The following is a 13908-nucleotide window of genomic DNA, read 5'->3' as shown; positions in this document are numbered from 1 at the left end:
CTAAATCTCAAGAGGATTTAATCTTACATTTAATTATTTAGCATAGTCAATAGCTCGTGTTTCTCTAATTACATTTACTTTAATTTGACCAGGATATTCTAGTTCATTTTCAATCCTTTTAACTAGATTTCTTGCCATTTCAACAGCACCTGCATCATCAATTATTTCTGGTTTAATCATAATTCTAACTTCTCTTCCAGCTTGAATAGCATATGACTTTTCTACACCTTCATAAGAATTTGCAATTTCTTCTAATTTTTCCAATCTTTTAATATAAGCTTCTAAAGTTTCTCTTCTTGCACCTGGTCTTGCCGCTGATATAGCATCTGCCGCTTGAACTAGTATTGCTTCAAGGGATTCTAACTCAACGTCACCGTGATGCGCTGCAATAGCATTTACTACAATAGAGGACTCATGGTGTTTTTTAGCTATTTCTGAACCTATAAGCGCATGTGGACCTTCAACTTCATGATCTACAGCTTTACCTATATCATGAAGTAGACCGCATCTTTTAGCGAGTGTTGGGTCAATTCCAAGTTCAGATGCCATAAGTCCAGCTAAATATGAAACTTCTATAGAATGCTTTAATACATTTTGACCATAACTGGTTCTGTATTTAAGCCTTCCAAGCAGCCTGATAATTTCCGAATGAAGTCCATGCACTCCTGTTTCAAAAGTTGCTTGTTCTCCTTCTTCTTTTATGTCACTATCAACTTCTTTTTTAGCTTTTTCTACCATTTCCTCAATTCTAGCAGGGTGAATTCTTCCATCCACTATTAGTTTCTCAAGTGCTATTCTAGCAACTTCGCGCCTTATAGGATCAAATGCTGAAAGAATTACTGCTTCAGGTGTATCATCTATTATTAAATCTACTCCTGTAAGCGTTTCTAGAGTTCGAATATTTCTACCCTCTCTACCTATTATTCTTCCTTTCATCTCATCATTAGGAAGCGAAACCACATGAACTGTTGTTTCTGCTACATGATCGGCTGCACATCTTTGAATAGCATAAGTAATAATTTCTCTTGCTTTTTTATCAGCTTCTTCTTTTGCCTTAGTTTCAATTTCTTTAATCATAATTGCAGCATCGTGTTTAATTTCTTTTCTAATTTCATCTAATAAAACTTGTTTTGCCTCATCAGATGTCAACCCTGATAATCTTTCTAATTCTCCTCTTTGCTTTGTGTATAAATCTTGTACACTTGCTTCTAGCATTTCACTTTCTTGTTGTTTTTTATTAAGATTTTCTTCTTTTCTCTCCAGCACATCACTTTTTTTATCTAATGATTCTTCTCTTTGGATGTTTCTTCTTTCTAACCTTTGAACTTCATTACGTCTTTCTCTTGATTCTTTTTCTAAATCAGTTCTAAGTCTGTGAACTTCTTCTTTGGCTTCTAAAATAGCCTCTTTCTTTTTTGATTCAGCATCTTTTACACTTTCATCAATAATTTTTTTAGCTTCTTTTTCGGCCTTGAAAATATTTGCTTGAGATATATTTTTTCTAATATAAATTATAACAAAAATACATGCTAAAACAACAACCAAAATAGCACAAACTACTATGAGCATTGTTTGACTTTTAGTATCCATTGATTATCAACACCTCCTTTGCTTATTTCAAATCTATTTAAGAGTAAATATGAAAGCTAGAAAAGGTGCTATATTTAATTGGTAACAATTTAAATATACTAAACCAGTATTTGTATTTATTTTATATTACTTTTCAGTTAATGTCAAGATTTTAACGTTTAAATAAGTCTTTATTCTTACTATTATATAGTAGTTATGATAAACTTTAGCATATTGCATCATAGAATGCATATGCCTGATACCATAATAATATTCCTTAATTATAAGTTAAAGAAAAAAAGCAAGTAAAAACTTGCTTTTATGCTTCTTTTTTACTTGCTTCTTTTTTGCTAACTTCTTTTTTACTAGTCTCTGCGTTCTTGTATAATGGTAGGTTATGTTTTGCTCTAATTTTGTTTTCTATCTCTAACATAACCAAAGGGTTTTCTTTAAAATATTGTTTTGAATTTTCTCTTCCCTGTCCAAGTCGTATATCTCCATATGAGAACCATGCTCCACTTTTTTGTACAATCTCTTCTACAACTCCTATATCTAGAACATCGCCCTCTCGAGATATGCCGTGACCATACATAATATCAAATTCAGTTTTCTTAAATGGAGGAGCTACTTTGTTTTTAACTATTTTTATTCTTGTTCGATTACCCATAAATTCATCGCCTTGTTTAATTGTATCTATTTTTCTAATATCTAGTCTAACAGATGCATAAAATTTCAACGCTCTACCACCAGGGGTTACTTCTGGGTTACCAAACATTACTCCTACTTTTTCTCTTAATTGATTTATAAATACAAGAACACATTGGGATTTATTTATAGAACCCGCAAGTTTTCTTAAAGCTTGCGACATAAGTCTTGCTTGGAGTCCTACATGGGAGTCTCCCATTTCGCCTTCAATTTCAGCTTTAGGCACTAAAGCTGCTACCGAATCCACTACGATAACATCTATAGCCCCAGAGCGAACTAAAGCCTCTGTAATCTCTAACGCCTGTTCACCAGTATCTGGTTGTGATACTATTAAATTTTCTATATCTATTCCTAGTGCTTTAGCATATTCAGGGTCTAAAGCATTCTCTGCATCTATAAATGCAGCTGTACCACCATTTTTTTGAGCTTCTGCAACTATATGAAGTGCAACTGTAGTTTTACCTGAAGATTCTGGTCCAAAAACTTCTATTATTCTTCCTCTAGGTACACCACCTATGCCTAGGCCTATGTCAAGTCCTAAACAACCAGTGGAAATAGCCTCTATATTTAACTTACTATTTTCTCCAAGTTTCATTACAGAGCCTTTTCCGAATTGTTTTTCTATTTGACCCATAGCTACTTCTAGCGCTTTTAATTTTTCATTATTCATAAATTTCCCCTGCGGGTTCACCATCCTTTTTCGACGAACGTTTGTTCTGAATTTAAGTATACACCATTTATTTTATATGGTCAACATACAAAGCAATATCTGCCATTTTCATTTACTAAAGAAATCCTTTTATTTGTATTATTAACAAACTCTAATAATTTAATCACTTATCGACTCTAATTGTACCTTTGTTTTTTACAAAATAGTCAACACCAGATATTATTGTAATAATTACTGCGGCAGCCATGAAAATATTGGTTAACGCATTTAATAACGTATTTGCGTAAGATAAATTTATCAATGCTGTAATTATAGCTACTATTTGAATAACGGTTTTAAGTTTCCCCCATTTACTAGCCGCAATTACTTTTCCCTCTGAAGCAGCTATTGTTCGAAGTCCTGAAACTGCAAATTCTCTAGCAATTATAATCATAGCTACCCAACTAGACACAATCTGAAGCTCCACTAATGAAACAAGTGCAGCAGTTACTAAAAGTTTATCTGCTAGAGGATCCATGAATTTTCCGAAATTAGTTATTTGATTTCTGCTTCTAGCTACATAGCCATCCAACTTATCAGTGAGAGATGCTACTATAAAAACAATTGTCGCCAGTTCTCTTCCATAAGGTATTCCTTTAACCGCCATAAATACTAAAAATATAGGTACTAAAAAAATTCGAATCATTGTAAGTTTATTTGCAAGATTCATAGCACACAACTCCTATTAAATCATATTCTAACGCTTTGGTAACCCTTACTGTTACGAATTCTCCCTTATTATAATCTTTGTCAGATTCAAAGAAAATAGTTCCATCAACTTCTGGTGCCATTTCATAACTTCTACCAAAATAAGTTTTACCATTAAATCCTTCTACTAAAACTTTGTAAATTTTGTCTATTTTTTTACTATTTATCTCTTTTGATATATTTTGTTGCACAATCATTAATTCTTCTTCACGTTTTTCCTTTATTTCTTCTGGAATTTGATTTTTCATCTCTGCAGCTGCAGTACCATCTTCCATTGAGTACTTGAACACTCCCAATTTATCAAATTTAGTTTCATTAATAAACTGTTTCAATTCTTCAAAATTTTCTTCCGTTTCTCCTGGAAATCCAACGATTAATGTAGTTCTAAGGGTTAATCCCTTAATACCCTTCCTCATCTTATTTATGTTTTCTGTTATGATATTTTTTCTTCCTTTCCTTTTCATGGATTTAAGAAGATCATCGCTTATATGTTGAATTGGTATATCTACATATTTGCAAACTTTATCATTTAAAGAAATTTCATTAATAATATCATCCGTCATTTCTTCTGCATAACAGTAAAGTACTCTAATCCATTCAATCCCACTTATTTGAGAAATTTTTCTTATTAATTTATGTAGGTTTTTTTCACCATATAAATCTATCCCGTATCTAGTGGTATCTTGAGCAACTAAAATAATTTCCTTGCAACCATGTTCACTTAAATCCTTAGCCTCTTGTATTATATTCTCCATTTTTCTGCTTCTATATTTTCCTCTAATATTTGGTATTGCACAATATGCACAAGCATTATCACAGCCCTCGGAAATTCTAATATAAGCAGAGTATGTTTCTGTAGTTAATACTCTTTGTCCTTCATTAATATTATCATCACTATAAGTGCAATGTTGTACTTTAATATTTTTTAAAAGAACCTCTTCTATACTACTTACTAACTTGTCATAATCATTAACACCGAGGATTATATCAAGTTCTGGCATCAATTCAATCAGATCCGACCCATAACGCTGAGTAAGGCAACCCGTCGCAATCAATACTGTGCAATTATATTTCTTTTTGTATTCTGACATTTCTAGAATAGTGTCTATTGATTCTTGTTTTGACGATTCTATGAATCCACAAGTATTCACTAAAATTATATCTGCTAGTTTAGGATCATTTGTCATATCATATTTCCCACTTAAACTGCTTATTACAATCTCACTATCAATTCTATTTTTATCACAGCCTAAATTTATAACTCCAACTTTTAATTTTTCCACCAGTCATCCTCCTTGTTTATCAACCTGAGTAACTCCTATTTACCAAATATCATACTACTTGTTTGACTCTTTATGTAAATAATAGCTAATTATTTTTATCTTCCTACATTTGTACCCATAAATTATTGTAAATGTGATTTGCAAATTAAACAAGGGTATTTACAATTATTCTTACATTTTTTTTTTATTGTTCCTTTAACTCACTATCACTTAATAATATTTCCCTAGGTTTGCTTCCATTTCTACCTGATATAATCCCTCGTTCCTCCATTTGTTCAATAATTCTTGCTGCTCTATTATACCCTATTTTTAGCTTACGTTGCAATAAGGAAGTAGATGCTTGTCCATTTTCAACTACTATTCTTATTGCTTCATTTAATAATTCATCAATATCATCATCAATACTTTTATTATTTGAACTACTCTCTATTTCATCTATTATTTCTTTTTCATAGTTTACTTCTGTCGTCTGATTCTTTATAAAATCAACAACTCGTTCAACTTCTTCTTCTGACACAAAAGCTCCTTGTATTCTAAATGGTTTAGCCTCTCCAACCGGATAAAAAAGCATATCACCTTTCCCAAGTAATTTCTCTGCACCAGAGGAATCCAAAATTGTTCTTGAATCTATTTGACTCGAAACTGCAAAAGATATTCTTGAAGGTATATTGGCTTTTATTACACCCGTAATAACGTCAACTGATGGTCTCTGCGTCGCAATTACTAAATGCATTCCTGCCGCTCTTGCCATTTGCGCAAGTCTTCCAATATATTCCTCTACATCATTAGCACAGACCGTCATTAAATCTGCTAACTCATCAATTATAATAACAATCCACGGCAATTTATTTTCAACAATGCCTTTATTTACTAATTCATTATATCCTTCTATACTTCGCACATTGTTTTCAGCAAAACTCTTGTATCTTCTTGACATTTCGTTTACAGCCCAATTTAAAGCACCTGCAGACTTTTTGGGATCTGTTACAACTGGTATTAATAGATGAGGTACCCCATTATAAATATTTAATTCGACAACTTTAGGGTCAATTAATAATAGCTTAACCTCCTCTGGAGAATACTTATAAAGTATGCTTATTATTAATGAATTTATACAAACACTTTTTCCAGAGCCTGTAGCCCCTGCTACCAGCAAATGTGGCATTTTTGTTAAATCCGAAACAACACAGTTACCGCCTATATCTTTTCCTAAACTAAAGGATAAATTTTTGTTTGAAGCTGAAAATTCATTAGATTCTATTACTTCTCTTAAGTATACTGCGCTTAACTCTTTATTTGGTACTTCAATGCCTACAGCTGCCTTACCAGGTATCGGTGCCTCGATTCTTACCCCGGAAGAAGCTAAATTCAGTGCAATATCATCTGCTAGATTTACAATTTTACTCACCTTAACACCAGCATTTGGTTGAAGTTCAAACCTTGTCACTGAGGGTCCTTTTGTAACTTGAATAACCTTTGCTTCAACTCCAAAGCTACTTAGTGTCTCTTGTAGCTTATTGGCACTATTAAGCAATTCTTTTTTATCGTTTTTATTCATTTTGGAAGTATTATTTTCATTTAATAAATCTACAGTGGGGTATTCATATTTATAGTTTGGCTTTGAATTTACACTATTTAATTGAATTTCTTTCTCCAACTCTTGGTTGATAGAATTATCTATATGCCTTTCTTTTAAAGTACGTGCATTGTCATTCCTAACACCACTAACAGTTTCTTCTTTATTTAATCCTTCCGCATCTGTAGCAATTTCATTTGATTTTATAAAATCGATTATTTTAATTTTATTGCTGCTAATATCTTTAATAAATTTATTTTTTTCTCCATTTGGAACTACTAATTCTTCTTGCTTATCATTATTTTCTATATATAAATCCTTACTATCATTTTTACTCGCAGTCTTTTTAATAATAAATTTATCCTTTAAATAAAAAAAGACATCATTAAGCGATACGTTTAATATTATAATAAAGCATATAACATAAATAGCAATAAAAATTATATAGCTACCCGCAGCTCCAAATAGTGTATGTAATAGTACATCAATTGAATAACTAATAATCCCACCATGTAGTACACTTTCTGAATTGTATATCTTATTTATTCCGAGCAAAAAATCTCCTTTAGTGTAATACTTATTTAAAGATAACATTTGTATAAATAATAGTGTATTTATTATAAAAAGTATTATTCCACAAAACTTCTTACTAAAATTTATCTTACCTTTCTTAACGATTTTGCAAATACCAATAAATACTATAAGGAACGGCGAAAGATATGCACCCACTCCTAATATTGCAAAAAGCACATGATTAATCAGATTACCTATCATACCTGATATGGAATTAGAATTTGAACCCCTAGTTGAGAAGATACTTAATAAAATTAATATGCCTATTGTTATTAAAATAATTCCATAAATTTCACTATTAGCATCTACATTACTTGCAACTTTAGATTTAGTTTTAGTTTTTTTTCTAGCCAAAGTATCACCTCTATCCTTATTATTTCTACAAAGTTTAGAAATCTCCTCTAACTTTCAATAGATTTATAAATCAATTTTAAACTAGTTATATAAAAAAATTATTAGATTATATTTGTCATAGTAACAAATCATTAAAAATAGACATAAATAGGCTATTTTAACCTGTTTATATCTAATTTATTTTTAACCTATCATTTCGTTTAATTTTGATAATGCCTCACTAATGCCACCAACCTCATCTATTAACCCATTATCAACTGCTTGTTTTCCTATAAGTATAGTACCCATATCATTTAAAAGCTCATCAGTTTGAAGCATTAATCTATTTACCGTTTCCTTATCAATCTTAGAGGTTCTAATAATAAATTCTGTTATTCTTTCTTGCATTTTATTGAAGTATTCAAAAGTTTGAGGTACCCCTATTATTAGACCATTCATTCTTATAGGATGAATTATCATAGTTGCAGATGGGGAAATGAATGAGTACTTAGCTGCTGTTGCCAGTGGTATACCTATTGAATGGCCTCCACCTACTACAAGTGATACAGTTGGTTTGCTAAGGCTTCTAATCATCTCTGCTATTGCAAGACCCGCTTCCACATCTCCTCCTACAGTATTTAAAACTATAAGAATACCTTTTACTTTATCATCCCTCTCCATAGCAATTAGCTCTGGAATAACATGTTCATACTTAGTAGTTTTTGTTTGAGGGGACAACATCATGTGTCCTTCTATTTGACCTATAATAGACAAAACCTGAATTTTAGTATCCTGAGTTGGGATGTTAGTTGTTCCCAGTTCTTTAATATTTTCAACCTGTTCATTTACGTTTTTTTCAGTTTTCAACATTTTCATTCCTCCTAATCCATTTTATTTTGTGCATTAAGAGAAACTATATACATTTTTTATCCTAATTTAAATTCCCTGTGTAGAGCGTTAATTGCTTTTTCAACATATCCTGTTTCTACAAGGCACCATATAGTCATATTAGAATCTGCTGTTTGCAGTACTTCAACATTTTCTTTAGTTAACGCCTTAAGTATTCTCGCCATAACGCCAGGCATACCTCTCATTTTTGAACCTATAATTGAAAGTTTACTACAATCCTTCACAAATGAATAGGACATATTAAGGTCTCTTATTAAATCAGCAAATTTAGTAAAGTCTTTTTCATCAATAGTAAATATTTTTTCCTTAGGAAAAATATTTATAAGATCTATACTTATAAGATTCTCAGCTAAAATATCAAATATATCATCATAACTAGAACCTGAATTTTCACATATTTTTATTTGAATTCTATTATTCATATGCGTAATACCTGTAATTATATTTTCATAACCTTCATTTCCCAAATTACTAATTACTGTTCCATCACAATCATTCATAGTATTTTTTATTACTAATGGTATATTATACTTTCTAGATATTTCAACTGCCCTTGGGTGTATAACATTTGCTCCTTGATCTGCAAATTGAAAGATTTCATCATAACTTATTTTTTTTATTAAAGTCGCTTCAGAAACTATTCTTGGATCCGCTGTCATAATCCCATCTACATCAGTGTATATTTGAGTCTGAGAGGCCTTAAGTGCTGCCCCTAGTATTGCAGCAGTAACGTCACTCCCACCTCTCCCAATAGTCGTAACATAGGCATTTTCATCCATGCCTTGAAATCCTGCTACTACTGGGGTTTTCCCTTTTTGTAAAATATCCAATATTTTTTTTGTGTCCACATTAAGTATTGCTGCATTGTTATAATTAGAATCTGTGATTATACCTGCTTGTCCACCAGTTAAAGGCACAGCATCAATTCCACTATTATTTAGTTCGCTACACATTATTACAGTGCTTATAGTTTCACCACAACTCATTAGCAAATCTATTGCTAATGGATTTGCTACTTTGAAATTATCATCTACCAAAGATAGCAATGTGTCTGTAGCGTAAGGCTCACCTTTTCTTCCCATTGCAGATACTACTACCACAGGAAAATATCCTTGAACCTTTGCATTTAAAACTTTGTTTACTACAAGCTTCCGCTTTTCCTCTGTTGAAACAGATGTACCTCCAAACTTTTGCACTAATATCTTCATTTCTGTCCTCCAAAATTATATATGAGATTTTTTTAAAAATTCATTATCAACATCAATTATTATAGTTCTGGAACCAATTTTTTTAACATATTCCCAAGGTACTTCAATAATATCATTATTTTTTAAAAAACTAAATTTAGAGCTTCCTTCATTTATAATTAAAAATTTTAAAAGCCCATTCTCATCAATAACTACATCATTATTACCTAAATTGCTATATTTGTCACCATCATTGATATTGATAATTTCATATCTTTCCATTTCACTATACAGTTTTATATTATCTTCCATATTATCATCTCCTTAACAACTCTCATAAAATACTATGAAATCTGTTAAGGATTTATGCATAATTTCTACATTTTTATAGATAAATTTACTTATCCATAGAAATAATATTACCTTTAAAAACTTTTTTAAGCATCTCTTTTTCTTTTCCTACATATGCAGAATTTATTATACCTTTTTCAAAAGTTTTTTGCATGACAGAATTTACCCTTTCCATGTCTATTTCATTGATTTTTCGCAATACGTCTTCTGGCGTATTAATTTTGTTCATAAACATTACTGATCTCCCATTACTAAACATTCTACTGCTTGTGCTTTCAAGCCCTAGGATATAACTACCCTTTAACTGCTCTTTAGCTTTACTTAACGTTTCATTGTCAATTCCGAGTTTAGCGAATTTACTAACCTCTTCTTTTATTGCATTAATAGCAACTTCCACGTTCATTGGACTGAGTCCCGCATAAACGCTTACAACTCCTGTGTTTTTAAACGTAGATATATAACAGTAGATTGAATAGCACAAACCTAGCTCTTCACGGATTTTTTGGAATAGCCTTGAGGATGCTCCTCCGCCTAATATATTGCTTAGTAAGATTAACGTGTATGTATCATCATTTCCAAGACCTACACCAGGTATTCCAAGACTCACATGGAATTGCTCAATATCTTTTTTTCTGAAATAATGTTGATTTAATATTTCAGGGCTACTATATTTAGTAATATTTTTGTCTTTACAACGCCATTTACCAAAATACTTTTCAACAAGACTTTCTATCATTTTCATGTCAAATTTACCTGAAATAGATATTACTGAGTTTTCGGGTATATAATGCGAGTCAATATAATCTGCTATCATTTTTCTACTAAAAGATTTTACAGTATCAATCGTTCCTAAAATCGGTAACGAAATAGAATCTGCACCCCAGATTGCTTTTGTGTGTAAATCTGCTAAAACATCTTCTGGCGAATCTTCACTCATATTTATTTCTTCAACAATTACGCCTTTTTCCTTCTCAATATCATCTTCTGATAAATTACTATTGAAAATCATATCTGAAAGAATATCTAAGGATAGTTCTAAATGAGTGTCTAATGCTTTTATATAAAAACATGTAGCTTCCCTACCTGTAAAGGCATTTATTTGACCACCAACATCTTCAATCGCTTCAGCAATTTGTTTTGCAGTTCTATCACACGTTCCTTTAAAGAGCATATGCTCAATAAAATGTGATATCCCACTGCTAGTTATATTTTCATTTCTTGACCCATTTTCTACCCATAAGCCTACACTAACCGAATTTACATACTCAATATTTTCCACTACAACTCTTAACCCATTATTTAACTTAAACAAATTATACATATGCGCCTCTCCTTAATGAGAATTTATATTTACTATGTGCATATTAAGGCAATATTATTAAAAAAAATAAAAAGGCATCTAAGCCCTTCTATTATTATTCTTTATCTTTGTTTTCATTTTCATTTTCGCTATCTTTCATAGCATCTCTTCTCGAAAGATTTACTCTTCCTTGATTATCTATTTCCATTACTTTTACTAATATTTCATCACCAACTGAAACTATATCTTCTACTTTATTTACTCTTGTAAAATCAAGTTTAGAAATATGCACTAGGCCTTCTTTATTAGGAAGTATTTCAACAAAAGCTCCAAAAGCAGCAATTTTTGTTACTTTTCCTAAATATATTTCTCCTACTTTAACAGATTTAGTTAGTTCTTCGATAATTTTTACTGCTTTATTGGCACTAACGCTGTCGCTCGACATAATTACAATTTGTCCATCGTCATTAGTATCTATTTTAACGCCGGTTTCTGCTATAATTTTCTTTATAGTTGCTCCGCCTTTACCTATTACGTCCCTAATCTTGTCTGGTGCTACATTTAGCACATACATTCTAGGAGCATAAAGTGACATTTCACTTCTTGGTTGCGGTATACATTCGTTCATTTTTTCTATTATATGAAGTCTAGCTTTTTTGGCATCTATAATTGCAGTTTTAATGCAATAATTAGATAATCCATGAAGCTTTGTATCAACTTGTATAGCTGTAATACCTTTAACAGTTCCAGCTACTTTAAAGTCCATATCTCCAAAGAAATCTTCTATGCCTTGAATATCCGTTAATACTTTTTCTTTAGATAAGTCAGCGTTTGTAATTAGCCCCATTGCGATACCCGCAGCAGGTCTTTTAATAGGAACCCCTGCATCTAATAGTGCTAAAATACTTGCACTTACACTAGCTTGAGATGTTGAACCATTAGAACTTAATACTTCTGACACTACACGAATAGCATATGGGAATTCTTCTATAGATGGTAAAAGTGGTTCTACTGCTTTTTCTGCTAGTGCTCCATGACCAATTTCACGTCTTCCAGGTCCACGCATTGGCTTAGTTTCTCCTACGCTATAGGCTGGAAAATTGTAATGATGCATATATCTTTTAGTATCTTCAGTACTTATTCCATCTAGTATCTGGGCTTCTTTTAATGCTCCGAGTGTTGCAACTCCCATTACTTGAGTAAGTCCTCTTGTAAATAAACCAGTACCATGAGTTCTTGGAAGTATTCCTACTTCACAACTTATTTGTCTAACTTCATCAAAAGCTCTTCCATCTGGTCTTCTATTTTCATTTAACATCATATTTCTAACTATTTCTTTTTGAATATTATAGAAAACTTCACCGATATCTGATTTTTTATCTGCGTATTTTTCATTAAATTCAACACTTATTTTTTCTTTAATTTCGTCCACTTTTTTGTTTCTCTCATCTTTATCCATTATGTACATTGCTGTTTTTGTCATATCAACTGAAAATTCTCTTACTTCACTTTCGAGAGTTTCATCTATTTTATTTAATAAAGGTATAACTTTTTTCTTTCCAAACTTAGCTACAGCTTCTTCTTGGAAAGCTACAATTTTTTTACATGCTTCAAAAGCAAAGTCAATTGCATCTATCATTACATCTTCAGGTATTTCGTCTCCATTTGCTTCTATCATTGTTACATTATCTTTTGTTGCACAAACTGTAAGTTTCATAGAACTAGCACTTCGCTCTTCTACAGTAGGACTCAATATAAATTTACCATCAATTAAACCCACTGAAACAGTTGCAACAGCATCCGTATAAGGTATACTTGATAAACATAATGCCAGTGACGCTCCGTTCATAGCAAGTATCTCAGGTGAATTATCTTGTTCAACTGACATTACTGTACAAACAATTTGGACATCATTTTTATAGCCTTTAGGGAATAATGGTCTTAATGGCCTATCAATACCTCTTGCTGTTAAAATTGCTCTTTCTGATGGTCTTGCTTCCCTCTTTATGAATCCCCCTGGAATTTTACCAACAGCATAAAGTCTTTCTTCATATTCTACACTTAGTGGGAAGAAATCAATACCATCCCTTGGTTTTTCTGATGCATTTGCATTAATTAAAACTACTGTTTCTCCATAACTCATGACTATTGCACAGTTTGATAGCATTCCAACTTTACCATATTCAACTTTAAGATTTCTGCCTGCTACAGTAGTTTCTATAATATGAATCATATATTTGCCTCCCTTCAATTTGCACTAATATTATTAGCTAATTGTATATATTTCCCCTAATCTAAAATAATAGAGCGGCTAAGCCGCTCTGAATTATTTTCTTAGTCCGAGTTCTGCAAGAATTGCACGATATCTTTCGATATCTTGGTTCTTTAAGTAACCGATCATACCTTTTCTTTGTCCAACCATCATTAATAGACCTCTTCTTGAATGGTGATCTTTTTTATGGATTTTCAAATGTTCATTTAACTCTTGAATTCTTTCAGTAAGTAGTGCGATTTGCACTTCTGGAGAACCTGTATCTCCTTCATGTCTTGCATGTTTTAACATTACTTCTTGTTTTTTAGCTTTTTGCATTTTACAACACCTCCGAATATAATCCCCATATTCCAAGTACACCGTTGGTGATTCGGTGAACTTAGCATAAGGTTCAAATCAATTATAACAAACTAAGATTAAATTGTAAATTAAT

General features: G+C 31.6%; 11 protein-coding genes. All 11 read right to left on the bottom strand.

Going from position 1 to position 13908, the window contains the following annotated elements; genetic code table 11:
* Nucleotides 1-33 precede the first annotated feature (33 nt).
* The gene (gene rny, locus ACWJKE_RS02230; RefSeq protein ID WP_224578977.1) at nt 34-1590 is read right to left on the bottom strand and encodes a ribonuclease Y; all 1557 of its coding nucleotides are present in this window, start codon (nt 1588-1590) and stop codon (nt 34-36) included.
* A 298-nt stretch (nt 1591-1888) separates the two neighbouring features.
* Complete coding sequence (recA, locus tag ACWJKE_RS02225) at nt 1889-2944, bottom strand: recombinase RecA (RefSeq protein WP_165412191.1); 1056 nt, start codon at nt 2942-2944, stop codon at nt 1889-1891.
* A 163-nt stretch (nt 2945-3107) separates the two neighbouring features.
* The gene (gene pgsA / locus ACWJKE_RS02220) at nt 3108-3653 is read right to left on the bottom strand and encodes a CDP-diacylglycerol--glycerol-3-phosphate 3-phosphatidyltransferase (protein WP_216303072.1); all 546 of its coding nucleotides are present in this window, start codon (nt 3651-3653) and stop codon (nt 3108-3110) included.
* Entirely contained in the window at nt 3637-4974 is a 1338-nt protein-coding gene (gene rimO, locus ACWJKE_RS02215) for a 30S ribosomal protein S12 methylthiotransferase RimO (RefSeq protein WP_216303073.1), read from the bottom strand. The genes pgsA and rimO overlap by 17 nt, the downstream gene beginning before the upstream one ends.
* Nucleotides 4975-5158: 184 nt before the next feature.
* Entirely contained in the window at nt 5159-7477 is a 2319-nt protein-coding gene (locus tag ACWJKE_RS02210; RefSeq protein WP_220285887.1) for an FtsK/SpoIIIE family DNA translocase, read from the bottom strand.
* Between the two features lie 183 nt (nt 7478-7660).
* Nucleotides 7661-8326, bottom strand: a complete 666-nt coding sequence (locus tag ACWJKE_RS02205; protein ID WP_258280654.1) for a ClpP family protease — start codon at nt 8324-8326, stop codon at nt 7661-7663.
* 56 nt (nt 8327-8382) lie between these two features.
* The gene (gene dapG, locus ACWJKE_RS02200; protein ID WP_462959127.1) at nt 8383-9573 is read right to left on the bottom strand and encodes an aspartate kinase; all 1191 of its coding nucleotides are present in this window, start codon (nt 9571-9573) and stop codon (nt 8383-8385) included.
* 15 nt (nt 9574-9588) lie between these two features.
* A complete protein-coding gene (locus ACWJKE_RS02195; protein ID WP_165412185.1) occupies nt 9589-9864 on the bottom strand; it encodes a YlmC/YmxH family sporulation protein in 276 nt (91 codons plus the stop codon).
* An 85-nt stretch (nt 9865-9949) separates the two neighbouring features.
* A complete protein-coding gene (locus tag ACWJKE_RS02190) occupies nt 9950-11224 on the bottom strand; it encodes a M16 family metallopeptidase (RefSeq protein WP_216303076.1) in 1275 nt (424 codons plus the stop codon).
* A gap of 94 nt (nt 11225-11318) precedes the next feature.
* The gene (locus ACWJKE_RS02185) at nt 11319-13436 is read right to left on the bottom strand and encodes a polyribonucleotide nucleotidyltransferase (protein WP_216303077.1); all 2118 of its coding nucleotides are present in this window, start codon (nt 13434-13436) and stop codon (nt 11319-11321) included.
* A 93-nt stretch (nt 13437-13529) separates the two neighbouring features.
* A complete protein-coding gene (gene rpsO, locus ACWJKE_RS02180; protein WP_165412182.1) occupies nt 13530-13793 on the bottom strand; it encodes a 30S ribosomal protein S15 in 264 nt (87 codons plus the stop codon).
* Nucleotides 13794-13908: the final 115 nt, after the last annotated feature.

The organism is Clostridium sp. CM036 (genome assembly GCF_055081135.1).
This window is presented reverse-complemented; position numbering and strand designations above follow the sequence as displayed.